General features: G+C 64.8%; 23 protein-coding genes and 2 pseudogenes. 12 read left to right on the forward strand and 13 right to left on the reverse strand.

What is annotated here, in order from left to right; genetic code table 11:
- Positions 1-8 precede the first annotated feature (8 nt).
- From AC5Y5C_RS12030 to AC5Y5C_RS12045, 4 genes and pseudogenes are all read right to left on the reverse strand, one after another.
- On the reverse strand, positions 9-803 hold the full coding sequence (locus AC5Y5C_RS12030; RefSeq protein ID WP_499972329.1) for a biotin--[acetyl-CoA-carboxylase] ligase: 795 nt from the start codon (positions 801-803) through the stop codon (positions 9-11).
- Between the two features lie 18 nt (positions 804-821).
- Positions 822-1,991: a 3-ketosteroid-9-alpha-monooxygenase, oxygenase component gene (locus tag AC5Y5C_RS12035; protein WP_499972332.1), complete on the reverse strand. Its 1,170-nt coding sequence runs from the start codon at positions 1,989-1,991 to the stop codon at positions 822-824.
- Between the two features lie 41 nt (positions 1,992-2,032).
- Entirely contained in the window at positions 2,033-3,715 is a 1,683-nt protein-coding gene (casI, locus tag AC5Y5C_RS12040; RefSeq protein ID WP_499972333.1) for a steroid-22-oyl-CoA synthetase, read from the reverse strand.
- A 41-nt stretch (positions 3,716-3,756) separates the two neighbouring features.
- Positions 3,757-3,867, reverse strand: a pseudogene (locus AC5Y5C_RS12045) (PucR family transcriptional regulator); the annotation flags it as partial.
- 107 nt (positions 3,868-3,974) lie between these two features.
- On the opposite strand from AC5Y5C_RS12045, the gene AC5Y5C_RS12050 reads away from it, so the two are divergent.
- Genes AC5Y5C_RS12050 through AC5Y5C_RS12060 form a run of 3 tightly spaced genes read left to right on the forward strand, consistent with a single transcriptional unit; the run spans position 3,975 to position 7,662 of the window.
- Positions 3,975-5,585 (forward strand): acyl-CoA carboxylase subunit beta, encoded by a 1,611-nt coding sequence (locus AC5Y5C_RS12050; RefSeq protein ID WP_499972335.1) that lies wholly within the window; start codon positions 3,975-3,977, stop codon positions 5,583-5,585.
- Between the two features lie 40 nt (positions 5,586-5,625).
- Positions 5,626-5,946: an acyl-CoA carboxylase epsilon subunit gene (locus tag AC5Y5C_RS12055; RefSeq protein WP_499972337.1), complete on the forward strand. Its 321-nt coding sequence runs from the start codon at positions 5,626-5,628 to the stop codon at positions 5,944-5,946.
- 18 nt (positions 5,947-5,964) lie between these two features.
- Complete coding sequence (locus AC5Y5C_RS12060; protein ID WP_499972340.1) at positions 5,965-7,662, forward strand: Maf family protein; 1,698 nt, start codon at positions 5,965-5,967, stop codon at positions 7,660-7,662.
- Here the strand turns inward: AC5Y5C_RS12060 and AC5Y5C_RS12065 are convergent.
- A complete protein-coding gene (locus AC5Y5C_RS12065) occupies positions 7,659-8,315 on the reverse strand; it encodes a TetR/AcrR family transcriptional regulator (RefSeq protein ID WP_499972343.1) in 657 nt (218 codons plus the stop codon). The genes AC5Y5C_RS12060 and AC5Y5C_RS12065 overlap by 4 nt on opposite strands.
- A gap of 71 nt (positions 8,316-8,386) precedes the next feature.
- Here AC5Y5C_RS12065 and AC5Y5C_RS12070 point away from each other — a divergent pair, with 71 nt between their 5' ends.
- Together AC5Y5C_RS12070 and AC5Y5C_RS12075 are read left to right on the forward strand one after the other, a co-directional pair.
- Positions 8,387-9,097 (forward strand): dienelactone hydrolase family protein, encoded by a 711-nt coding sequence (locus AC5Y5C_RS12070; RefSeq protein WP_499972348.1) that lies wholly within the window; start codon positions 8,387-8,389, stop codon positions 9,095-9,097.
- Positions 9,094-9,846, forward strand: coding sequence for a class I SAM-dependent methyltransferase (locus AC5Y5C_RS12075; RefSeq protein WP_499972350.1), 753 nt, complete (start codon positions 9,094-9,096; stop codon positions 9,844-9,846). The genes AC5Y5C_RS12070 and AC5Y5C_RS12075 overlap by 4 nt, the downstream gene beginning before the upstream one ends.
- On the opposite strand, the gene AC5Y5C_RS12080 is transcribed toward AC5Y5C_RS12075, so the two are convergent.
- Genes AC5Y5C_RS12080 through AC5Y5C_RS12100 form a run of 5 tightly spaced genes read right to left on the reverse strand, consistent with a single transcriptional unit; the run spans position 9,843 to position 14,317 of the window.
- A complete protein-coding gene (locus tag AC5Y5C_RS12080) occupies positions 9,843-11,231 on the reverse strand; it encodes a GntP family permease (RefSeq protein WP_499972352.1) in 1,389 nt (462 codons plus the stop codon). The two genes, AC5Y5C_RS12075 and AC5Y5C_RS12080, sit on opposite strands and share 4 nt — an antisense overlap.
- Complete coding sequence (locus AC5Y5C_RS12085; RefSeq protein ID WP_499972354.1) at positions 11,228-11,740, reverse strand: gluconokinase; 513 nt, start codon at positions 11,738-11,740, stop codon at positions 11,228-11,230. Before AC5Y5C_RS12085 ends, AC5Y5C_RS12080 begins: the two co-directional genes overlap by 4 nt.
- Positions 11,740-13,002, reverse strand: coding sequence for an acyl-CoA dehydrogenase family protein (locus tag AC5Y5C_RS12090; protein WP_499972356.1), 1,263 nt, complete (start codon positions 13,000-13,002; stop codon positions 11,740-11,742). The genes AC5Y5C_RS12085 and AC5Y5C_RS12090 overlap by 1 nt, the downstream gene beginning before the upstream one ends.
- A complete protein-coding gene (locus AC5Y5C_RS12095; RefSeq protein WP_499972358.1) occupies positions 12,999-14,063 on the reverse strand; it encodes a phosphotransferase family protein in 1,065 nt (354 codons plus the stop codon). Before AC5Y5C_RS12095 ends, AC5Y5C_RS12090 begins: the two co-directional genes overlap by 4 nt.
- A complete protein-coding gene (locus AC5Y5C_RS12100; protein WP_499972359.1) occupies positions 14,063-14,317 on the reverse strand; it encodes a hypothetical protein in 255 nt (84 codons plus the stop codon). The genes AC5Y5C_RS12095 and AC5Y5C_RS12100 overlap by 1 nt, the downstream gene beginning before the upstream one ends.
- Before the next feature lie 71 nt (positions 14,318-14,388).
- Between AC5Y5C_RS12100 and AC5Y5C_RS12105 the strand changes: the two genes are divergently transcribed.
- Together AC5Y5C_RS12105 and AC5Y5C_RS12110 are read left to right on the forward strand one after the other, a co-directional pair.
- Positions 14,389-15,387, forward strand: a complete 999-nt coding sequence (locus AC5Y5C_RS12105) for an LLM class flavin-dependent oxidoreductase (protein WP_499972361.1) — start codon at positions 14,389-14,391, stop codon at positions 15,385-15,387.
- Between the two features lie 66 nt (positions 15,388-15,453).
- Entirely contained in the window at positions 15,454-16,728 is a 1,275-nt protein-coding gene (locus tag AC5Y5C_RS12110) for an HNH endonuclease signature motif containing protein (RefSeq protein ID WP_499972363.1), read from the forward strand.
- Positions 16,729-16,829: 101 nt separating this feature from the next.
- On the opposite strand, the pseudogene AC5Y5C_RS12115 reads toward AC5Y5C_RS12110, so the two are convergent.
- Positions 16,830-18,336: pseudogene (locus AC5Y5C_RS12115) on the reverse strand (hypothetical protein).
- Positions 18,337-18,435: 99 nt separating this feature from the next.
- On the opposite strand from AC5Y5C_RS12115, the gene AC5Y5C_RS12120 reads away from it, so the two are divergent.
- The 5 genes from AC5Y5C_RS12120 to AC5Y5C_RS12140 all read left to right on the forward strand — a co-directional run bounded on the left by AC5Y5C_RS12120 (position 18,436) and on the right by AC5Y5C_RS12140 (position 22,712).
- Positions 18,436-19,332: a sulfurtransferase gene (locus AC5Y5C_RS12120; RefSeq protein ID WP_499972366.1), complete on the forward strand. Its 897-nt coding sequence runs from the start codon at positions 18,436-18,438 to the stop codon at positions 19,330-19,332.
- The gene (locus tag AC5Y5C_RS12125; RefSeq protein ID WP_499972367.1) at positions 19,329-19,739 is read left to right on the forward strand and encodes a SufE family protein; all 411 of its coding nucleotides are present in this window, start codon (positions 19,329-19,331) and stop codon (positions 19,737-19,739) included. Before AC5Y5C_RS12120 ends, AC5Y5C_RS12125 begins: the two co-directional genes overlap by 4 nt.
- A 120-nt stretch (positions 19,740-19,859) precedes the next feature.
- Complete coding sequence (locus AC5Y5C_RS12130) at positions 19,860-21,659, forward strand: acetyl/propionyl/methylcrotonyl-CoA carboxylase subunit alpha (RefSeq protein ID WP_499972368.1); 1,800 nt, start codon at positions 19,860-19,862, stop codon at positions 21,657-21,659.
- A gap of 84 nt (positions 21,660-21,743) precedes the next feature.
- Complete coding sequence (locus tag AC5Y5C_RS12135; RefSeq protein WP_499972372.1) at positions 21,744-22,070, forward strand: hypothetical protein; 327 nt, start codon at positions 21,744-21,746, stop codon at positions 22,068-22,070.
- A gap of 51 nt (positions 22,071-22,121) precedes the next feature.
- Positions 22,122-22,712: an NADPH-dependent FMN reductase gene (locus tag AC5Y5C_RS12140; protein ID WP_499972376.1), complete on the forward strand. Its 591-nt coding sequence runs from the start codon at positions 22,122-22,124 to the stop codon at positions 22,710-22,712.
- Here the strand turns inward: AC5Y5C_RS12140 and lat are convergent.
- Both lat and AC5Y5C_RS12150 read right to left on the reverse strand, forming a co-directional pair.
- Positions 22,700-24,070 carry an L-lysine 6-transaminase gene (lat, locus tag AC5Y5C_RS12145; protein WP_499973159.1) on the reverse strand — a complete coding sequence of 457 codons (1,371 nt, stop codon included), beginning with the start codon at positions 24,068-24,070 and terminating at the stop codon, positions 22,700-22,702. The two genes, AC5Y5C_RS12140 and lat, sit on opposite strands and share 13 nt — an antisense overlap.
- 64 nt (positions 24,071-24,134) lie before the next feature.
- Positions 24,135-24,611 (reverse strand): Lrp/AsnC family transcriptional regulator, encoded by a 477-nt coding sequence (locus AC5Y5C_RS12150; protein ID WP_499972378.1) that lies wholly within the window; start codon positions 24,609-24,611, stop codon positions 24,135-24,137.
- Positions 24,612-24,627 lie beyond the last annotated feature (16 nt).

Below are 24,627 nucleotides of genomic sequence, written 5' to 3' on the forward strand. Positions count from 1 at the left end.
CAGCGACTTTACTTGTCGCCAAGGGGGCGCAGATGCGTTATGTCGCCCGCCGTGACAGCGGTGACAGTGCCGTCGGCACCCTCGATACGAAGTTGTCCATCGTTGCCGAGCCCGACGGCGACGCCCACCAGCTCACGCTCGCCTGGTAGTTCGACGCGCACCTTCGCCCCCAGGGTGACGCTGCGCGCGCGGTAGTCATCCAGCAGCTGATGGTCGACACCCCTCGCGGTCCGCCAATGCTCGACGCGGGAACCGAGCTCGCGCAGCACCGCACGTGCCAGCTGGTTGCGATCGGGATTGGCCCAACCGAGGATCGCGAGGGACGTCGCGTTGGGATCCGGCAGCTCGTGTTGGGTGAAGGTGGCGTTGAGTCCGAGGCCGAGGACGATGGCCGACTGAGGTGTGGCAACCTCGGCCAGGATCCCGCACAGCTTGCGCCCCTCCACGAGCACATCGTTGGGCCATTTAAGCCCGGCCTGGATTCCGGCGACCTCGGCGACAGCATCGACGATCGCTACTCCGGCCAGCAGCGGTACCAGACCCCACCGGTCCGGCGGCACCTCGCCCACCCCGATACCCACCGACATCGACAGCTGCGTGTGCGGGGGTGCCCCCCAATTGCGGCCGTGACGCCCGCGGCCGGCGGTCTGATGTTCGGCGAGCAGCACAACGCCGTCGATGTCCTCCCCTGCCGCGGCGCGCGCGACCAGATCGGCGTTGGTGGATCCGGTTTCGTCGACGACATCGATCCGGCGCCACTGTCCGCCGGGGTCGTCGGTGAGGGTGAGTTTGTCCGCGGTCACCCGTCCAGCCTAGGACGGTCAGTGAGATGCCGTGGCGGCCCGCTCGGCGAGATTCTCTTCGACCTCGTGCACCCACACCCCATGGGCGTGTGTGGTGTCCACCTCGATCTCAAAGCGTTCCGTCATATCCGGGGTGATATCCGCCAGGTCCACGTAGAACTGTTCGTACCAGCGGCGGTGCTGGTAGACCGCGCCGTCCTCCTGGGTGAGCAGCGGATTGTCTATCCGCGTCTTGTTCTTCCAGATCTCGACATCCTCCAGGAATCCGTCGCCGAACGACGTGGCCATCGCGACGGCGAGCTTGCGCGCGTTCTCCGGAGGCAGATCGGGCATCTCCCGGATGGCCACGCCCCACTGCAGCACGAAAGAATTGTGCGTCACCGGGTAGTGGCAGTTGATGAGCGCCACGTCGACGGCGAATCCGGGGCCAAGGTCGTTGTGGATCCAGTCGATCATGTAAGCCGGGCCAAAGTATGTGGCCTCCGACCGCACACCCGTTCCTTCCCAGAGCTTTTCGGGGTTGGGCACATAGTCTGGCCGCGGCTTGGACTCCATGAACTGGCTGGCGGTCTGCCCCTCGATGACATTCTTGAAATACGTCGGATAGGCATGGTGAATGTAGAAAAAGTGCGCCATGTCGACGTTGTTGTCAACAATCTCGCGGCAGTGCGATCCGTCAATAAGAATCGAATTCCATTGCCATGGCGACCATTTGCCCTCTTCGTAGCCTTCGATCGTCGGCGGGACAAGCTCGGCGGGCGGCATGGACCCTTCCGGGTCGTGCCATACGAGGAGTTGCCCGTTCACCTCGAGAGTGGGCCAGCTACGCGTGCGCGCCAGCTTCGGGGTGCGCTTGGCATAGGGCACCAGCGTGCACTTACCGTCACCGCCCCAACGCCAATCGTGGAATGGGCACGCGATGCTGTCATCCTTGACACTGCCCTGCGATAGATCACCACCCATGTGGCGGCAGTATCCGTCCAGCACCTTGATATCGCCGTGGGAATCGGCGAACACCACAAGTTTGGTCCCGAATGCCTCGACACCGTGTGGCTCACCGTCATGGAACGATTCGGCCAACCCCAGGCAATGCCATCCCCTGGCGAACCGAGTCATCATTGTGCCGCTATCGATTTCGCGGATAGCATAGTCAGTCGGTGTTGAACGCTCTTCGCGTAAAGGGCTCATCGCGGGGGCCTTCCCTTCCTCCTTGCCTGCAATAGTGCGCTCTACAGCAGTCGTTGTCGTCCATATGTCGTGAATTGAGCATCGAGTGCGGTTTTGTCCCGTGGTCCCATCCGCCGGAACATCGGGGCACCCCTTCCCGCCCAATGGAACACGGGCTCCTGGGTATGCCAGCGCTGCTCCTGCAGCTCGCGTTTGAGAACCTTGTTGGAGCCGGTCACCGGCAGGTTGGCCGACACCCGCAGGAAGCGTGGAATTCCCTTGCTGCCCAGATCCTCCTGCAGCGACAGGTACTCGGTGAAACCGCTCACATCGAACTCGTCCACGTCGGCCACCTCGACGGACGCCATCACCTGATCGCCGGAGCGCGGGTCGGGCACCGCGTACACCGCGGCCGCGATCACGGCGGGGTGGCGCCGCAGCACCCGCTCGATGGTCAGCGCCGAGGTGTTCTCACCATCGACCCGGATCCAGTCGCCGCGGCGGCCCGCGAAGTAGATGAACCCGGCCGCATCGAGATAACCGAGATCGCCCGTCCAGTACCACCCGTTACGGACGCGGTCGGCGTCGGCATCGTCGTTCTTGTAATAGCCCTCAAAGCCGCGCCTGCCCTGTTTGTCGACAATCTCCCCCACCGCCTCATCGACGTTGAGCACACGTCCGTGCTCATCGACTATGGCTGCGGCACAATCTTTTAGCGTCTCCGGATCGACGATAGACACCCCCTCGTGTGCCGGACGCCCCAGGGCGCCGGACGGCGCGTCGGGGTCGAGCACGACCGCTCCTCCTCCCTCGCTGGACCCATAGCCCTCGAACAGTTCGGCGCCGAACCGTCGCCGGAACACGGCCTGATCCTCCGGTGACGCCTCGGTGCCGAATCCCCGCACGAGCTGGTTATCGGCGTCGTCAGACTGCTCCGGAGTGGCCAACAGGTATCCGAGTGCCTTACCGACGTAGGTGAAGAACGTCGCGCCGAAATAGCGCACATCGGGTAGGAAGCGCGACGCCGAGAAGGTAGGTGTCACACAGATCGTCGCACCGTTGGCCAGCGCGGGAGCCCATAGCGCCATCAACGCATTCCCATGGAACAGCGGCATACAGCAGTAGTCGACGTCTTGGCGGTTGTGCCCGAATTTTTCGGTGGCCAGGTGGGCAATCTGCGCAAGCCGTCCCTGGCTGCATTTCACCGCCTTGGAGGCACCGGTCGTGCCGGAGGTAAAGAGCAGCAGGAGCAGCGAATCGGCGCCCACCCCCTCGGAAGCCGCCACCATGGTGCGGTTCTCGTCGATCAGTGCGAGGTATTCGGGGCTGTCGACTACCAAAAACCGGTCCGCCGTCACACCCAGATCCAGACCCCGCAGCCGGTCGAGGCGTTCGGTGTCGGTGACTATCAGCTGACAGTCGGTATGACGGATCTCGGCGGCCATATCCGCCGGTCCCCGGGCGGGGTTGATACCTACGATGGTTGCCCCGGCCAGCGCGGCGCCGCCAAGCCAGAAAACAAAATCGGGGACGTTCTCCAATAGGACCCCGATATGAAAAGGCCCGCTGACCCTCAGCTTCCGCGCGAGCGTGCCCCGCGCGGCGGACTCACCGACCACGGCATCCCACGTCCAGTCGCGGTCGCGGGTACGCAGCCCCGGATGACTGTCGCCCATACGGTCGAGGAGCATGGCCGCGATGTCGGCCCGGGGCGCGTTCGCGCGGGAGATGGACGCAGGCGTCATATCGCCGATGATGCCCCCATCAGATTCCGGTGCTCCTGAGGCAACTCCCCCGCCGAAAGCGCCGCGGCCTCGGCGTCGACGACGTCGAGCTGATCGAAATGGGACACGATCGTGAACACCAGGTCGGCGTCCAGCGCAAGCTGTTTGTCCATCTCCTTCTCTCTACCTCTATCCGTGAACATCCATTCGAGAAAATTTCTGAGAACTCTCTAAGGCCCATGCGTGTTCTGCCGGGTAGGGCGCGATAACATCGGGACCCATGACGACCACCGAGCCGGATATCCACACCACCGCGGGCAAGCTCGCCGATCTGCGTCGGCGTAGCGAGGAGACACTGCACCCGGTCGGTGAGGCCGCCGTCGACAAGATCCACGCCAAGGGCAAGCTGACCGCCCGCGAGCGCATCTACGCGCTGCTCGACGAGGGTTCGTTCGTGGAATTGGACGCGTTGGCCAAGCACCGCAGCTCAAACTTCGGCCTGGGCGACAAGCGCCCACTCGGCGACGGCGTGGTGACCGGTTTCGGCACCATCGACGGCCGTGACGTGTGCATCTTCAGCCAGGACGTCTCGGTATTCGGCGGCAGCCTCGGCGAGGTATACGGCGAGAAGATCGTCAAGGTGCAGCAGCTGGCCCTCAAGACCGGTCGCCCGCTCATCGGCATCAACGAGGGTGCCGGCGCCCGCATCCAGGAGGGTGTGGTCTCCCTCGGCCTGTACAGCCAGATCTTCCACAACAACGTCATCGCCTCGGGCGTCATCCCGCAAATCTCACTCATCATGGGCCCGGCCGCCGGTGGTCACGTCTACTCGCCCGCGCTGACCGACTTCATCGTCATGGTGGACCAGACCAGCCAGATGTTCATCACCGGTCCCGACGTCATCAAGACCGTCACCGGCGAGGACGTCACCATGGAGGAGCTGGGTGGCGCGCACACCCATGAGGCGAAATCCGGCACCACGCACTATGTCGCCTCCGGCGAGCAGGACGCTTTCGACTATGTCCGCGACATCCTGAGCTACCTGCCGTCCAACAACGCCTCCGAGCCCCCACGCTACCCAGGCCCTGAGCCCACCGACGGCGCCATTGAAGATCACCTCACCGACGAGGACATCGAGCTCGACACGCTGATCCCGGACTCCCCGAACCAGCCGTATGACATGCACGAGGTCATCACCCGCATCCTCGACGATGACGAGTTCCTCGAAGTGCAGGCCGGATACGCACAGAACATCATCGTCGGATTCGGCCGCGTGGACGGCCGCAGCGTGGGCATCGTCGCCAACCAACCCACCCAGTTCGCGGGCTGCCTGGACATCAACGCCTCCGAAAAGGCGGCGCGGTTCATCCGCACCTGTGACTGCTTCGGTGTCCCGATCATCACCCTGGTGGATGTGCCCGGCTTCCTGCCCGGTACCGAGCAGGAGTTCAACGGCATCATCCGGCGTGGCGCCAAGCTGCTGTACGCGTACGGCGAGGCCACCGTTCCGAAGATCACCGTCATCACCCGGAAGGCCTACGGCGGCGCGTACTGCGTGATGGGCTCGAAGGACATGGGCGCCGACGTCAACGTCGCCTGGCCCACCGCGCAGATCGCGGTCATGGGCGCCTCCGGCGCGGTCGGATTCGTGTACCGCTCGCAGCTGGCCGAGGCGTCCAAGAATGGCGACGATGTGGACGCCCTGCGCCTTCAGCTGCAGGCAGAGTACGAGGACACCTTGGTGAACCCGTACATGGCTGCCGAGCGCGGATACGTCGACGCGGTCATCCCGCCGTCGCACACCCGCGGCTACATCGCCACCTCGCTGCGCTTGCTCGATCGCAAGATCGTGCGGCTCCCACCGAAGAAGCACGGAAACATTCCGCTGTGAGCCGGGTGAACTCGGTGAACGAGCGAACGATCCAACCGCTGTGACGAACGAAGAAGGTGCGGCCGTGACTGAAGAAGGCACCGAGACCGACGAAACCGTTACCGCCGAGGCGAACCCCGGCGGGGAAGGCCGAGTGAAGGCCGCCGACGTGCAGGTGCTCAGCGGCAACCCGACCGACGCGGAGATCGCGGCTCTGGTCGCGGCGTTGAGCGCATTGGCCTCGAAGACGGAAACCGAGAGCCTCAAGCCCCGAAACCTCTGGGCCGAGCCGATCGACATGTTGCGCTACAGCCCGCACAGCTGGCAGCGGGTCACGTTGTACGAGCGCGCGAAGCTGGCGCGCCCGCAAGGCACGTTCTAGACAGCCGTCACAGGCCCCGTGACCGCATTCGTCCTCGCGTCCGCGTCCCCCGCACGCGAGCGGATCCTGGAGCAGGCCGGCCTCAACCCGGTCGTCATCGTGTCGCATGTGGACGAGCATCTCGTCATGGCGACGCAGCCTTCGGGCACCGCGCCAACGCGCGCCGTAGAGGTTCTGGCCTGCGCCAAGGCCTTTGACGTCGCGACGACGTTGGCTGGCACGGTGGCCGCCGATGCGGTGGTGCTGGGCTGCGATTCGATGCTCTTCCTCGATGGCACATTGCAGGGCAAGCCGGGCACCGTCGAGGAAGCGCGCCGCCGGTGGGGGCAGATGGCCGGACGCTCTGCCGAGCTGCTGACCGGGCACTGCCTGGTGCGAGTCATCGACGGGAAACCCATCGCACGTGTTAGCGAAACACGCTCGACCACAGTGCGTTTCGGGACGCCATCGGCGGAGGATCTCGAGGCCTACCTGGCCACCGGTGAGCCCCTGCAGGTAGCGGGAGCATTCACGCTCGACGGCTTGGGCAGCTGGTTCGTTGAAGGTATCGATGGCGATCCATCGAATGTGATCGGTATCAGCGTGCCACTACTCGGACAGCTACTGGACAAGCTCGGCGTACCCGCCTCGTCATTGTGGATCCGCCACGAAAAGCACGTGCCACCGAAGCCCTTCCACCCGGACACGCCCTCGGTCGCCCCCCTGCCGCCTCGCATGGTGCCGATGTTCGACTCGCTCGTGATGATCGGGCCCACCCAACAGCAAGAATTCAAGGACGTCCACGGCAACCCGATTCCACACATGCCGTCGATCAACACCAGCTTTCAGACCGCCTGCCGCGATGACTCCTTTGACCTCGGCGTGCACACCAATCGCGGGGCCTGCTTGTGGACCGGCGACTACCTGAATACCGGCGATGGCATCCAGCTTATTGCCGTTGACCCCGCAAGCCCCTCGGTCGCGCTGGGCGGGCGCACCAAACCCCTTGTGCTGCCCGCGGATGCACAGGACGGTGCCCGGTTGCTGCCCACTGGATCGGCGGAGTTGGCACACCGCTCGCTGCTATTCGCCTCATGTATACCGTCGCCGGGATGCAGCACCTTTGTATCCGCCGATACCACCGTGTACGACGTGAGCGAGCCGGGTAAGTCGTCATACCGGCCGATGGGAGTCATGGTCGGCGTCTCGCAACCGAGCGGGGTTTCGATGCCCGGCCGCCGGATGCTGGTGGCAGGAAATGTCGGAACCGGCCCCTGGGCACCGCGGATCGCGTGGCTCACACCGCCGATCGACGATCCGGCCTTCCTGGACTCATCGGCGTGGGAGAAGATCGGCCAGATCACGGGCGGCGGTGACCGAGAGAATCAGTTGTTCGCCTTGCCCGCAGGTGGTTTCGGCCTGCTGGATTCCAATGGCTCCGGCGATGCGCATATCGGGCTCAAGCTGTTCCGGACCCCGCAGGAGTTGGTCAGCGAGCCCATGACGGTGTTGATCCGCAACGATCCGTCCGATCCGCGGCCGGATGATCCGTTCATCTCCCGGGATCCGCACAAGTTGTTGCAGCCGTATGGCCCGCAGGTCGTCAGCATCACCATGAACGCCGATGGCACCCAGACGCTGTATTTCCTGGTGAGTCAATGGGTTACCGATCCGACCCGCGCTTACCGAACCATCCTGTATTCCATTGTCTTGGCACCCCAATACCTGAGCATCTAGCCCTCGCCAAACAGCTCTGGACGCTCGGCGGCTTGGCGCCAGTCCTGCGGCGTCCCCAACAGCGCGAGCGCACTGCGCAGCATCGCGGCGCGCACCGCCCGACGACCGCCACTGGGCGTGGATAGATACCGATAGCAGCCCGCCTGCATGCTGGCGAGCAACACGCCTAGCGTCTCCGCGGTGGGTGCGGGTCTGCCGCTCACGATCAGCGCCTGCTGCATGACCTCGATGAGCCGGTTCTCATAGGTGGCCCGCAGCAAGCGAGCAGGCGACGCTGGATCGTGTTGTTCGATATGGAAAACGAGCCATGAGTCGCGGCCACGCTCGGCCGTATCGAGATACACGTCCAGGCCCGCACTGACCTGTTCCAGCAGACCACCTCCGGCGCTCACCACCGGCCCCCACTGCGCCAGCATCTGCTGCTGACTCTCCGTCACCAACGCCGTAATCACCTCTGCCACACCGTCGAAGAACGCATAGAAGGTGGGCTTCGACAGTTCGGCGCGCTCGGCGATGCGCGCGACCGTGGTGCCCCGGTAGCCGTGCTCGGCATAGACCGCGCCGGCCGCGGCGAGGATACGAGTGCGCGTCGCGGCACGCTGCTCGTCGGTCTGGGGCGGGCGACCCCTGGACCGCCGGGGATTGACAGACATCGCGCCGCAGCCTACCTTTCATTTAATTTGACGTTAGCGTTAAACAATTATGTCACGGAGGCCCACCCGGTATGACCGACATCCACATTCCGACCCCGAACGGCGAGATCAGCGCCATCCTGGAGACTCCCGACGGCGACGGACCCTGGCCGTCGATCATCGTGCTCCACGACATCAACGGCTCGACTCCAGACCTGCGCCGCATCACTAAGAACGTCGCCTCGAACGGCTACGTGGCGCTGGCACCCGATCTGTACTCACGTGGCCGGATCCGTTGTATCACCAGGGTCTTGACCAATCTCGCCACTCGTCGCGGGCGGGCCGTCGAAGAGGTGCTGGCCGCACGCGACTACGCCCAAACGTTGCCCTACACCACCTCGTCGGTGGGAGTGGCCGGCTTCTGCATGGGCGGTGGATTCGCGATGATCACCGCGACTGAAGGATTCGATGCCGCCGCACCCTTCTACGGTGCGATGCCCGGCCCCTACGGAGACCACTTCGAGGGATCGTGCCCCATCGTCGCAAGCCTGGGTACGCGGGACCCGTTCGTCATCCGGGGTGAGCCCCGGTTGCGCAAGGCGCTGGACGCCCACGGCATTGAGCACGACATCAAGAAGTACGACGCGGGCCACAGTTTCGCCAACCAACTGCCGATGCAACCGCTGATGCGGATCGCCGGATTCGGGTACTCCCCCGAAGCCGAAGCAGACGCATGGCAACGGGTCTATACGTTCTTCGCTCAGCACCTTCGCGATGACGACCGGCTACAGGAAGCTCGATGACGACCACGACGGCACTGGACCGCATCCGGGAACTGATCCGGCCCGACGCGCTCGACGGCGGTGCGCACTCCTCGTCCGGATATCTCGATCTACTTCCGCCGCCCTCGGACCAGCCCCAGCGCGGCGCACAGCGCGCCATGAACAACCCCGTCGTCGCCGCGGTCTACGAAGGGCCGTGGCGCTGGGGGCAGACGGTGCTCTACACCGGCATCACCCCGGCCGCCGAACGACGCCGCGCGGCAGAGTCGCTGCGGCTGAACGAGGCCCATAGGCTGCTCGATGTTGCCTGCGGACCCGGAAACTTCACCAAGTATCTGGGACAGCACCTGGACCCCGATGGACTGGCAGTCGGGCTGGATTTCTCCGAGCCCATGCTGCGGCGTGCGGTCCAGATCAATGCGGCCGACGGTGTGGGGTATCTGCGTGCGGATGCGCGCACTCTGCCGTTCCCGGACGGGAGCTTTGATGCGGTGTGCTGTTTTGCCGCACTGTATTTGGTACCCGAACCGTTCAAGGTACTCGACGAAATGATTCGGGTACTGGCACCTGGCGGTCGCATCGCGGTCATGACCAGCTGCACGCGCGGCCCCGCGCGGGTCCGGTCGACATCCGTCACACTGACGGCCCTCGGCGGACTGCACGGATTCGACCGGTCCGACATCACGTCCGTTCTGCGGGACGCGGGATTTCGGGACGTCGCGCAAGAAGTCCGGGGCTTATCACAATTCGTCAGCGCGACAAAGAGTTAAACAAAGGCGCTCAGCAGCAACACCATCGCGAATCCTACAACCGAAATCACCGTTTCCATCGCCGACCACGATTTGAGGGTCTGCCCCACAGTCATCCCGAAATACTCTTTCACCAACCAGAATCCGGCGTCATTCACGTGGGAGAAGAACAGCGAACCCGCACCTATCGCGAGCACCAACAATGCCACGTGGGCGGTAGACATCTCCGCCGCGAGCGGGGAGACAATGCCGGCGGCGGTGATGGTCGCCACCGTGGCGGACCCGGTGGCCAACCGAATCAGCACCGCGATAAGCCATCCCAGCACCAGCGCGGGAATCTGCCATTTCTCCGACCAGGTGCTCACGGCGTCCCCGACACCCACATCGATGAGGGTCTGTTTGAATCCGCCTCCGGCACCCACGATGAAGACGATTCCCGCGATGGGGCCGAGTGACTTCTCGATGACTCCCGAGACACCCATCCGGTCGAGCCCCGAAGCCCTGCCCAAGGTCACCATCGCCAGCAGGGTCGCCGCCAAGAGCGCCACCAGCGGCGTGCCGACCGTATCGAAAATCCTCTGCACCAATGATTTCGGATTATCGATCACCACATCGGAGAGTGCCTTCGCCAACATGAGCGTCACCGGAAGCAAGATTGTGGCCACCACCGCGACAACACTCGGAGCGGGCCCCTTGCGTTCGACCTCAGGCGCCGTCGCGGTGGGGATCTTCAACGGCCCCACCCAGCGTTCCGCGACCCACGCATAGAGAGGACCCGCGACAATCAAGGTGGGCGCCGCCGCCAGCAGACCAAACGCCAGGGTGACACCCAAATCCGCTTTCAGCGCGTCCACCGCCACCAAGGGACCCGGGTGCGGCGGAACCAGTCCATGCAAGACGGAAAGGCCCGCCAGCGCGGGAATGCCCACCCGGAGCAGCGGCACATTTCCCCGGCGCGCCACCAAGAGCACGATCGGAATCAGCAGCACCACACCCACTTCGAAGAACAAGGGCAACCCCAGCACCGCCGCGATCAAAGCCACCGCCCAGGGCAGCATGCGTGGACTGGATCGCGCGAGCACAGCATCGGCGACGATATTGGCGCCACCGGAATCGGCCAGCAGCCGACCGAGCATCGCCCCCAAACCGATGAGTAATCCCACACCGGCGATGGTCGAGCCGAAGCCCGTCACAAAGGAAGCCAGCAGCTTGTCGAATGGAACGCTCGCGACCGCGGCGAGCGTCCCCGACCCCAGCAGCAGCGCCAAGAACGGATGCAGCTTGAGCCGGGTGATCAGCAGAATGATCACCGCGATGCTCAGCACCACCGCGGCAAGAAGCCGAACGTCGCTGGTGGTGTGCACGATCTTCGCCGGCTCGGCCAGCAAGAGCAGGTTGGCGTTCATGCGCCGAGCTGCCTCAATGCCTCCGCTACCAGTTCATCTGGCCCGATACCCACATCCAGCACGGCGCCCTTTTCATCGGGTTGTAGTGGTTCGAGAATCTCGAACTGCGAATCCAACAACGACGTCGGCATAAAATGTCCTGCGCGATGCGACATTCGGTCACCGATGAGCGCCCTGTCGCCGGACAGGTGCACGAAGAACGCATCCGGGTATCCGCCCCGGAGGATATCGCGGTAACGGCGTTTGAGCGCTGAGCAGGTGACCACGCCGCCGGCACCCTTCTGCCCGCGCTCCGACATCCATTCGGCGATCCGGTGCAGCCACGGCCATCGATCGGTGTCGTTCAGCGGGATGCCCGCCGACATCTTGGCGATGTTCGCTTCCGGATGGAAGTCGTCGCCCTCCGCGCAGGGCACACCGAGGTGCTGCGCCAAGGCCTGCGCCACGGTTGATTTGCCGACTCCTGCCACACCCATGACCACCACAACGGGTGGAGATGTTTCGGCCACTAGACCCCCTTGGGCGCCTTCTGATTCATGAAGCCGAACATATACCCCGCCACCCGGCGCATCTGAATCTCCTCGGCGCCCTCGGTGATCCGGTACCGCCGGTGATGGCGGTAGATGTGTTCGAACGGCATATGCCGTGAGTACCCCATCCCGCCATGGACCTGCATGGCGCGATCAGCGGCCTCACAACACAACCGGTTTGCGACGTAATTGCACATCGAGACCTGCTCGGAGACTGAGAACGGACCGTAGGTGTCCATGGACCACGCTGTCTTATGGATCAACGCGCGCAGCATCTCGCACTGTGTCTGCAGCTCGACGAGCGGGAATTGGATCGCTTGGTTCGATGCCAGCGGTTTTCCAAAGGGCTTGCGCTCCTTGGCATATTCGACAGATCGGTCGATGCAGAACTGCGCCGCACCAAGGCTGGAGGCGGCCTGCCGAATCCGATTCTCGTTGAAGAAGTGCTGCACCACACCCAGTCCGCGTCCCTCTCCGCCAAAGACCGCCGAATCGGGGACCCGCACATCGGTCAGCGAGATGTGGGCGTGGTCGGTCGGCATGTTGAAGGTCCAGAGGTATTCCTCGACCTTGAAGCCGGACGCGTCCGCGGGCACCAGGAACGCGGTGATCCCGCGCCCATCGCCGGGTTCACCCGAGGTACGGGCGAATATCAGGTCGGCATCGGCGATGTGTATGCCGGTGTTCCAGGTCTTCTCACCATTGATGACCCAATGCGATCCATCCCTCGTGGCTCGGGTTTCCATGTGCGTGGCATCGGAGCCGTGTTCCGGCTCGGTGATACCGAACGCGAAAAACTTGGTGCCGCTGGCGAGGCCCTCCACCCATTCGGCCTTCTGCTCCACCGAGCCGTATTCCAGCATGAGCAACAGCCCCACATTGTTGCCGACGATGGCGTGCTCGTTCTGCAGGTCACAGTGCAGTCCGAGGCCACGTCGTGCCAAGTGCTCGCGAATGACCGCCATACCCAGGTTGGACCCGTCACGGCCGCCGAACTCCGCGGGGAATGGGTACCGAAGATGACCCGCCGCGTCGGCGCGCCGACGTGCCTCACCAAGCAGTGCTTCCCACTCCCCGTTGGGCAGGCCGTCACGGTCCCAATCGGTTCGGGAGTCTTCCCGTCGGTGATCGAAGAACCGGATGTTGTCATCGGACTGCTCGAGCGGCACGATCTCACGGTCGATGAACTCGTCGAGCTCGGCGAGATAGTCGACAAGCTCCGGCGGCAGTTCGAAATTCATCTGTTTCCTTCCGGCATCGATGGCGCAGTCGACGGCGGCGTCGGTAGCTTCGTCAACATCAATAAGTCCCACTCGATTTCGGGTATCCGACGACCGCTGGCGGCCATCACGATGTCCCGCACGCTCCCGTCTAGGTACGACTTCGCTTGCGCGGCGAGGCCTACGCCCCACCACAGGGTGCCCAGCACCTTCCACCACTGGAATCTGTCGGCGTGAAATGTTCCGCCGGTGTTCTCGTACGCGCGCACGAACACGTCACGGCCCGCGAACCCGCCGAATTCGCGCTCGTCCTCGCCGAACCGCCACATCCGCAGCGCCGTCCAGGCCACATCCCGCATGGGGTCCCCGAAGCGCGTGGTGCCCTCCCAGTCCAGCACGGCACGCAACCCGTCCTCTCCGACGATGACATTGCCGTTGCGAATATCTGTGTGCACCAAGCATCGCTGCGCCGGAGGGCCGGGCATGCGCTCGGTCAACCAGGACAGCGTGCGCTGAAATACCGGGCGATCCGGGAGCAACGCCGCCACGCCCTCGCGCATCTGTTCCAGCAGGACAACCGCGGGCTCGGCCTCCGGGTCGCCGGGCAGGTCGGGCGGGGCCATCGCCGGGTCGATCCCGTGCAGCCGTCCCATGGCCGCACCGAGCTGTTCCGCCACCAGATCGCCGATCCCCGCCGATTGCACCAGCCGAAGCACCTTGCGCGGTACCGTCTCTCCCCCGATGCGCTCGGAGATCATGAACGGCGCACCGAGATAAGAGGATTCGGAACAGACACCGCGAACCCGCGGTACCGGAACACCGTGGCTGCGCGCCAGCTCACGCACCCCGGCCTCACTGCTCACCGGAACCTGCTGCACGACAGCGGGCACAATCGTCGCCACCAATTCCAGGGTTTCACCCCCGGAAGTGGCGTCCAGCAGCACATTTCGCCGCCGCGCACCGGCGGATACGCCGACCACACCGGACACGTCGAACTTCTTGCCGAATTCGTCCTGCAAGTACCGGGTCAGCCCGTCGCTCAGGTCGGTCCCGGCCTGATGCTCTTCGCCCGGGGGCCTCATCACTGCCCCTCCCAGGCGTCGTACCCGGGTTTGACGACCGCGAGCTCACCGCGTACCGCCTCGACCAGATCGTCCCACGAAGGGTCCTCGGCAGGCGGCGCCGCGGGCACGGTCAGTTCTCGCTGCAGAATCCTGGCGATGTTGGCACCAACGCGGGCGCGATGCACCGAAGACGAGGGCAGCTCGGATTGGAGATCGTCGAGCAGTTCGGCGAGAGCACCCGCCAGTTCCGCTGCGGTCGGAATGAAGGGCACCACCCGTTTGTACCTTCTATGGTGCGTTCCACGGGGGAATAGCGAAGAAACTCCGAGGGTTGCTCCAGTTCATGGCGAGACCTTTGTCGATTCTGGATCTGGCGCGGGTGGCGCCGAACGAGACCGTGGCGGAGAGCTTCGCCGCCAGCGTCGAGATCGCGCGGCACGCCGAAGCGCTGGGATTTCACCGCGTCTGGTACGCCGAGCACCACAACATGCGGTCCATTGCCTCATCGGCGACGAGCGTCTTGATCGGACATGTGGCCACCCAGACCTCGAGTATCCGACTTGGCGCGGGCGGCATCATGCTGCCGAACCACTCGCCCTTGCAGATCGCCGAGCAGTTCGGCACCCTCGAGACCCTGCACCCGGGACGCATCGACCTCGGCCTCGGCCGCGCTCCGGGGACGGACCAAGTGACTCTCCGTGCGTTGCGACACTCCCCCGCCGACGCCGAGCATTTTCCGCAGGACGTCATCGAGCTACAGGCATACCTGGGTGAGCAGAGTCGGGTCCCGGGCGTGACCGCAACCCCGGGGCGCGGGACGCATGTTCCGCTCTACATCCTTGGGTCATCGCTGTTCGGCGCGAAGCTGGCGGCGGTATTGGGCCTGCCCTATGGTTTCGCCTCGCATTTCGCGCCGCCTGCGCTGCAAGATGCGGTCGCGCTGTACCGGCGAGAGTTCCAGCCTTCCGAGCAGTTGCAGGAGCCGTATGTCATCGCGGGGGTGAACGTGATTGCCGCGGACGATGAAGCCACTGCGCAGGAGCAGCATCGCGCGGCACTGATCGAACGCGCCAAGCTTTTCCTGCATCGCGGAGGTGGCCCCCGCCTCACCGATGACGAGGCCCTCGCCGCTCTAGAGTCGCCTGCTGGACAACAGATTCAGGCCATGACGAAGTATTTCGCCGTCGGGACACCTGAGCATGTGGGCGCGTACCTGGAGGACTTCGCGCAGCTGGCCGACGCCGACGAGCTCATCGTGGTCCCCAATGCGCCCGACCGGAAGCTGCAGCTGCGCTCGTTGGAGATCGTGGCCGAGGTCAGCGGGCTGACACCGCGCGACTGAATTCACTTCTGTCACAGCTGTTTCAGGGCGAGGTTAGTTGTCGGTGGGTGTGGTTAGTATTCGAACATGTGTTCGGCCGGGGTGTTGGAGGCGGCGGTTGATGCCGTGTGCTCGGACGCCTTCGACGGATTGAACAACCCTGAACTGCTATCGGTGCTGGCCCGTCTTGAGGTGGCTCAGCGCAGGCTCATGTCCGTTTCCCATCGCGGGATTGCACAGCTGGTGCAGCGCGGCACGCCCGTCGAGTTGGGTGGCACCTCGCATGCAGACGTTTTGTCGCGGCGGTTGCATATCAGTAGAAGCGCGGCCCGGCGCCGGATCGTCGATGCCGAACAGTTAGCGCCGCGGAAGGCGTTGACCGGGGAAGAGTTGGAGCCGCAGCTGCCGAATGTGGCCGCCGCCCTTGGCCGCGGCGAGGTCGGCGAGGAGCATGTGCGGATCATTCGGCAGTTCTTCGATCGGCTGCCGGTGGTGGTGGATGCACCGACCCGCCAGGCCGCCGAACAACAACTAGCCGCCATGGCCGTCCAATTCCGGCCCGAGGCGCTGCGGGCCGGGGCCGAGCAGATGATGGCGCTACTCAACCCCGACGGTGAGTTCTCCGACATCGATCGGGCCCGGCGCCGCGGTGTCACGATCGGGCAGCAAGGATTCGACGGCATGTCGGCGATCTCGGGCCTGTTGGATCCGGAAACCCGCGCCTATCTGGATGCGGTGTTCGCCAAACTCGCCGCACCCGGCATGTGCAACCCGGCAGATCAAACACCACTGGTAGACGGGGAGATATCCCCCGAGGCCGCCGAACACGATCACCGAACCTCAGCCCAACGCAACCACGACGCGCTGCGCACCAGCCTGCGCACCACCCTGACCTCCGGACAACTGGGTTCGCACCACGGACTACCGGTCACCGTCGTGGTCACCACCACCCTCACAGAACTCGAAGACGCCGCCGGAGTCGCCATCACCGGCGCCAGCACCCGGCTACCGATGCGCGACCTGATCCGCATGGCCACCCACGCCCACCACTACCTCACCATCTTCAACGACGACGGCCGCCCCCTATATCTCGGACGAACCAAACGCATCGCATCGGCAGATCAACGGATCGTGCTGCACGCCAGGGACCGGGGCTGCACCCACCCCGGCTGCACCGTGCCCGGATACCTCTGCCAAGCCCACCACATCACCAACTGGGCCGATGGCGGCAACACCAACATCGACAACCTCACCTACGCCTGCGGACCACACCACCGCCTCCTCAACCACGGCTGGACCACCCGAAAACACACCAACGGCACCACCCAATGGATACCCCCACCACAACTCGTTCGCGCGTAGCGTCCGGCCGACTCCGCCCGGTTCCGGTCGCCCCACTTCTCTAGCGGCTCCAGGGCGGCGCTCATCGACCCCGTCGACGGACGCGGCGATGCCGTCACCAGTTACCGGCTGATACGCGGCGATTGATCGCGCCGCGCCGTGAGGTATGCCTTCGACAGCGCAAGGGCGATTACCACCACGACGACCAATACGTACACCGGCAGCAGATGCTCGAAATGTGTGTACCCGATAGCGAAATGAATGGCCAGGACCGGCACGGTGCCAAACGCACATCCGATCAGCAATGACCACCACACCCAGCGCTCGCCGCGGCGCCAGCCCCACAGGCTGATCAGGAACACTGCCAGCCCGGCACCCATCAACGCTCCACCGAAACCCGCACGGTCATGCGCGATGAAGGATGGCAGGTGCTGATTGGCGGCATGCAGCGCCGCAGAGCTGGTGCCAAGGAAATCGAGATCGGTGGGGACGAAAACCGATGTCAGCCCGACAGTCGAAATCACCGCTCCGGCAACGAATAGCCCGCCGCCCACACCGATCATGAGCAGCTGTCCCCACAGCGCGCGGCGCCGCTCCGATTCGGGCCCCTCCACGATGGGCGGCCAATGCCGGGCCACGGGCGCACGCCACACGGCGAGCAGCAACAGGGGGAACAACCCCACGACGACGAGCGTGTGCAGTGGCTCGAGAAAACCCGTCACCAGGAAATAGAAGTACGTCAGGAACGCGACCAACCCGGAAATCAACAGCGCGTTACGGGCCCAGCGGTGCCCTTCCCTGATCCCGCCCCAGATACAGAACACCGATACCAATCATATTGCCCGCCATGGTGAGCCGGTCATGTTGCAGAAACCCGACCAGATGATGGTTCACGCCGCGCAGACCACCGACCGAAAGTCCGAGGTAGTCGCGGTCGTACCACAGCAGCACCGGCCCCAACGCAATGGCGGCCGCCCCGATACCCGCGACAATCAGACCGAGCCCAACTAGTGCACCCCATATCCACCCCGGCCATCCGCGCGGATCGAACCCGATATCGCGCAACGTCTTTGGTGGCAAAGTCGGCGTGGCGGCCTCGATCACCCGGCTGAACCAGCCCGGCCCGGCGGCGATCAAGACCGCCGGTGTGGCGAGCACCGTCGCCAGCGGATCCGTCAGCGCGCGCACCGCGGCGTCCACCGAGGGTTCGGTCAGTCGCACCGTCCGGGCATCCTCGGGTAAGAACACCGCGTCAACGAAGGGCGTCACAGCATCGGCCACCTCGGTGGTAGCGGCGAGCGCGATAACCCGGCATCTGCGATCGGCGGCCGCGCGCCGCACCGTCTCCACGTCGGCGATGCCCACCGGTCCGATCTCGACGACACCGGCTCCCTGTACCGGCAACACCGCGACGGCCTCTCGCGCGATCGAGGGCGGAACCGTCGCGCCGAACCGGCCCTGCCACTGCGGCGGAACCGGCGGATGGTCGAACACCCAGGGAATCCAGCGCCGGCCTCCGGCGCGCGTCACCACCGCCGCCAGTACCTTCATCGCCCAGATCCGTGTCCTGCGATCGCCGAGAACGGACGACGCGATCGGGTTCAGGGGGTGGTATGTCCAGTCCGGCATTGGCGAATTCTCGCACCGCGACCAGCAACGCACCGCGGATCCGAACTCGGCATACAACTCGATGAGCCGACCGCCCTCGAACGCGACTAGGCTCAAAGCGTGACCCTCCCGGCCGACCCCGCACCTGAATTCGCCGCCTACGCCCACCCCGAACGCCTCGTCTCCCCCGACTGGCTTTCCGGGCACTTAGGCACCCCTGGACTGTCCATCGTGGAGTCCGACGAGGACGTTCTGCTCTACGACATCGGGCACGTCCCGGGCGCGGTAAAGATCGACTGGCACGTCGACCTGAACGACAGCACGGTCCGCGACTACATCGACGGCGCGCAGTTCGCAGAACTCATGAACCGCAAGGGGATCCGCCGCGAGGACACAGTTGTCATCTACGGCGACAAGTCCAACTGGTGGGCCGCCTATGCGCTCTGGGTGTTCACGCTGTTCGGCCACCCCGACGTCCGGCTCCTCGACGGCGGGCGAGACCTGTGGATCTCCGAGGGACGCGACACCACACTCGATGTTCCGGCGAAGCACACCGAGGGCTATCCCGTGGTGGACCGCAATGATGCCCCCATCCGTGCCTACGCCGACGACGTACTGGCCCACCTCGGACACGGACCGCTGGTCGATGTGCGGTCCCCCGCTGAATACACCGGCGAACGCACCCACATGCCTGATTACCCGGAAGAGGGCGCACTGCGCGGCGGGCATATCCCCACCGCCGTCTCGATCCCCTGGGCCAAGGCCGCCGCGGACGACAGCAGGTTCCGGCGCCGCGGCGAACTCGACGACATCTATGGCGATGTCATTGCCGCCGACGGGGACATCGTCGCCTACTGCCGCATCGGCGAGCGTTCCAGCCACACATGGTTTGTCCTCACCTACCTACTGGGCGTCGAAGGCGTTCGCAATTACGACGGATCGTGGACCGAGTGGGGCAACCGGGTCCGTACTCCGATCGTCAAGGGCGACAAACCGGGCGCGCCCCCTGCAGCATGAGCCTCCCCACCGAACTCGCCGAGATCGTCGCCGATTTCAAGGCCGTCGACGGGCAGGACAAGCTGCGATTGCTACTGGAGTTCTCGGCCGAATTGCCTGAATTGCCAGCACATTTAGAGCAGGCAGCGATGGAGCCGGTGCCGGAATGCCAGTCACCGCTGTTCCTCGACGTCGACGCCAGTGACCGCGGCGACGTACGGCTGTACTTCAGCGCGCCGGCCGAGGCCCCAACGACCCGGGGCTTCGCCTCGATCCTGCATCAGGGCCTGGACGGCCAGTCCGCGGACGCAATCCTGGCGGTCCCCGACGATTTCTACGCAGATCTGGGATTGGCAGCGCTGATCAGCCCACTGCGACTGCGGGGAATGTCAGCGATGCTGGCACGCATCAAACGGCGACTGTCCTAAACCTACTCGTCAGTAGGTAAAAACTGGGGCGGCACACCCCATCCCGGATGTGTGTTTGATGCCACGGATGCATAAACTCACTGCCGAGACTCTAAGAAAGCACTAAAACCAGGAGGCCAGGTGCCCAATCACGCCAGCTCGAAGATCAGCAAGGTACTCGTCGCCAACCGCGGTGAGATTGCGGTTCGGGTTATCCGCGCTGCGAAGGATGCTGGACTGGGCAGCGTCGCGATCTACGCCGAACCCGACGCCGACGCACCCCACGTTCACCTGGCCGACGAGGCCTTCGCAATCGGCGGTAACACCGCCGCCGAGTCCTACCTGGACTTCGGCAAGATCCTGGAAGCCGCCGAGAAGTCCGGCGCCAATGCCATCCACCCCGGTTACGGCTTCCTCTCCGAGAACGCCGACTTCGCCCAGGCCGTCATCGACGCAGGGCTGATCTGGATCGGGCCCAGCCCACAGTCCATCCGCGACCTCGGCGACAAGGTGACCGCCCGACACATCGCGGCCCGCGCGCAAGCCCCGCTGGTCCCCGGCACCGCGGACCCTGTGAAGGACGCCGACGAGGTCGTCGCCTTCGCCAAGGAACACGGTCTGCCGATCGCCATCAAGGCAGCATTCGGTGGCGGTGGCCGCGGCATGAAGGTGGCCCGCACCCTTGAAGAGGTACCCGAGCTGTTCGAGTCCGCCACCCGTGAGGCCGTTGCCGCCTTCGGCCGTGGTGAGTGCTTCGTGGAGCGCTACCTGGACAAGCCCCGCCACGTTGAGGCCCAGGTCATCGCCGACCAGCACGGCAACGTCATCGTCGCCGGTACCCGCGACTGCTCGCTGCAGCGCCGCTTCCAGAAGCTGGTCGAAGAGGCGCCCGCGCCGTTCCTTACCGACGCGCAGCGCAAGGAGATCCACGAGTCCGCCAAGCGCATCTGCAAGGAGGCCGGTTACTACGGTGCCGGTACCGTTGAATACCTGGTGGGCCAGGACGGCCTGATCTCCTTCCTCGAGGTCAACACCCGCCTGCAGGTGGAACACCCGGTCACCGAGGAGACCGCCGGCGTCGACCTGGTGCTCGAGCAGTTCAAGATCGCCAACGGCGAGACCCTCGAGTTCACCGAGGACCCCGCCCCGCGCGGCCACTCGATCGAGTTCCGCATCAACGGCGAGGACGCCGGCCGCAACTTCCTGCCGGCTCCCGGCCCGGTCAAGGTCTACGACACACCCACCGGCCCCGGCGTGCGCCTGGACTCAGGCGTGCAGGCCGGCTCGGTGATCGGCGGACAGTTCGACTCGATGCTGGCCAAACTGATCGTTACCGGCCGCGACCGCAATGAGGCGCTGGCACGCTCGCGTCGCGCCCTGGCCGAGTTCAACGTCGAGGGTCTGGCCACCGTCATCCCGTTCCACCGCGCAGTGGTCGCCGATCCCGCCTTCATCGGCAACGAGGACGGCTTCACCGTGCACACCCGCTGGATCGAGACCGAGTGGGATAACACCGTCGAGCCGTTCACGGCCGACGCCGCCGAGGACGAAGCGGACGAGGCTCTGCCCCGTCAGAAGCTGGTCGTGGAGGTTGGCGGCCGTCGTCTCGAGGTGTCGCTGCCCGGTGACATCTCACTCGGTGGTGGAGGCGGTGGCGCTGCGAACGGTGTCATCCGCAAGAAGCCCAAGGCCCGCAAGCGTGGCGGCCATGGCGGCGGCGGCGCCACCGGCGACTCGGTGACGGCTCCGATGCAGGGCACCGTCGTGAAGGTCGCCGTCGAAGAGGGCCAGGAGGTCGAGGCCGGCGAGCTGATCGTGGTGCTGGAAGCCATGAAGATGGAAAACCCCGTCACCGCGCACAAGGCCGGCACCATCAGCGGGCTGAGCGTCGAGGCCGGTGCCGCCATTACCCAGGGCACCGTCATCGCGGAGATCAAGTAGGACTTTTGTCGTCGAGCGTGAAGCCCTGGCGGGATTCTCACCGAATTGCCGCCATGGTTTCACGCTCGACGCATCTCTAGAGTCATGGAAGCCATCGAAATCAACGCGGGTGCGTGGTACTTGCGTGCCATGCGTGCCGACGAACGCCTGGACGACCGTCCGGCATTGACGTCACTCGGTGTCGATGATCCCGAGTACGTGAACGCACGCGCGGCCGACTGGGACTCCGATCGCCTCTATAGCTGGGCCGTCTGCGAACCCACCACCGCCGAGATGGTCGCCGAGGTGCGGCTCGACCCCGCCACCGGAACCGTTGAGTCGCGGGCACGCACCGACTATCCCGGCTCATCGGGCGCCGAGCAGGAAGCCGTCGCGGCGGTGCGGCGCTTCGCCGACGCAATGCTCGCGTGACGGAAAGAATCCACTTGACCTCGAGTGCACTTTAGGTACGACGATGGGCGGGTGAACACGTCAACCATCCCGCTGCGCCTCGCCGTGATCTGCGCCAGTACGCGTGACGGTCGGTTCGGCCCCACCGTGGCGAATTGGATCACAGAAAAGGCCCGCCATCATCCGTCGTTCCAGGCCGGCTACATCGACCTCGCGGATTACCCACTGCCCCTACACCTTTCCCGGAGAGAGGGGTCTGAAGGCACCACCCAGCTGGCCAAGGTGACGGCGCGGCTGCGTATCGCCGACGCCTTCCTCGTGGTCACTCCGGAGTACAACCACAGCTTCCCCGCTCCGCTGAAGAACCTGATCGACTGGCATCACAGCGAATGGCAGGCCAAGCCGGTCGGATTCACGTCATACGGCGGCATGTCGGGCGGACTGCGCGCGATCGAGCAACTGCGGCTGGTGTTCGCAGAGTTGCACGCCGTGACCACCCGGGACGTGGTGAGTTTCCATGGTGTGTGGAGCCAGTTCGACGACGCCGGCCGATTGGTCGATAGCCGCGATGCCGAAACCGCCGCCAAGACAATGCTCGACGAGCTGGCGTGGTGGGGCTCGGCGCTGCGGACAGCGCGGGAGCACTCCCCCTACGCCTGGTGAGACAGCACCCGCGATACCGCAGCCACTGCGGCGTCGATCTCCTCGGCGCTGACAATCAGCGGTGGACGGAACCGCACGCTGTTCTTGCCGCTGGGCAGCAAGATCACGCGCTCCTGGTCCCATAGGCGCTGCACCAGGCGATCGCGCGCCTCGGAGCTCGGCAGACTGAACGCACACATCAGCCCGCGGCCCCGGACATCGCCGATCTCACCGTGCCGCATCGCGAGGGTCTGCAGGCGGTCGAGCAGGTATTCGCCCATCCGCGCCGCGTTGCCGAAAAGCCGCTGCGACTCAATCACTTCCAGGATGCGGCGGGAGCGCACCATATCGACCAGGTTTCCGCCCCAGGTGGAGTTGATACGCGAGCTGACGGCGAAGACGTTGTCGGCCACCTCATCGACTCGACCACCGGCCATGACCCCGCATACCTGCGTCTTCTTGCCAAAGGCGACGATGTCGGGGGTTACGCCCAGCTGCTGGAAGGCCCAGGCGGTTCCGGTAAGTCCACACCCGGTCTGTACCTCGTCGAAGACGAACAGGGCGTCATTCTCGTGGCACAGCGCGCGCATTGCATGGAAGAACTCCGGACGGAAGTGGTGATCTCCACCCTCCCCCTGAATAGGCTCGGCGATGAAACACGCAATGTCGTGCGGATTTTCGGCGAACGCGCGACGTGCCTGATTCAGCGCCGCGGCCTCCAGTTCCTCGATATCAGCATCGGGGCGCAGGTACGGGGCGTCGATTCGCGGCCAATCGAACTTGGGGAACCGCGCCACCTTGTTGGGGTCGGTATTCGTCAGCGACATGGTGTACCCGCTGCGACCGTGGAAGGCCTCCCGCAGGTGTAATACTTTGGTACCCAGTTCTGTTGAGCCGGGCGGATTCAATCCCCGCGCCTCGTTCCAGCGGCTCTTCCAGTCGAAGGCGACCTTCAGCGCGTTCTCGACCGCCAGCGCGCCGCCGTCGACGAAGAACAGGTGCGGAAGCGCCGGATCACCGAGCACGCGCGCGAATGTGTCGACGAACCGGGCCATCTCGACGGTGTAGACATCGGAGTTACTCGGCTTGTTGATGGCGGCCCGGGTCAATTCCGCGCGGAACTCACCGTCCTCGGCGAGCATCGGGTGATTCATACCCAGCGCCGATGAGGCGAAGAACGTAAACATGTCGAGATAGGTGGTCCCGTCGCGCGCATCCACCAGGTACGCCCCACGCGAACGCTCCAGGTCCAGTACCAGGTCCATTCCGTCGGCCAGGATGCTGCGCCGCAGCACCTCATGCACCCGGTCCGGTGTTACCGAGTCCGGACGCGCTACCTCGTCATCGGTCGTGGAACCAGCGTGGGCCCCCGGAAACATTAGTGCGGTCATGCGCCCACAATAACGCAGTATTTACGACTTCTCTACATCAAGACAAGAATATTTACGGTACAAGCTGGCGGCCATCGTAAAAAGTTTGTAAGATGATGGTGCTTCGCGTGCGGACGTTGGCTGTGGTGCGGATGAGCTGCAGCAGCTCTTCGAGCGCACGCGGCGAGGGCACCCGCACCAGGAGGACGTAACTTTCCTCACCCGCCACCGAGTAGCACGACTCGATGGCGTCAATGCACTCAAGCCGTGCCGGAGCATCATCGGGTTGCGAAGGATCGAGAGGGGTGATTGCCACGAACGCCGATAGCATTTGGCCCACCGACTCGGGGTTGACCCGCGCCGCGTATCCGGTGAGCACACCGCGAGATTCCAGCCGTCGCACGCGGGTTTGCACCGCCGAGATCGACAACCCGGCCTTGGCCGCCAAATGCGCGAGCGTCGCCCGGCCATCGCGAGCCAACTCGCGCACCAGAATTCGATCGACGTCGTCGAGCGGACGCTCGGGTGCTCTCTCGGAATCCGCAGTCACCGGGGCAGAGTACCGC

The sequence above is a fragment of the Mycobacterium sp. NGS15 genome (assembly GCF_059813245.1).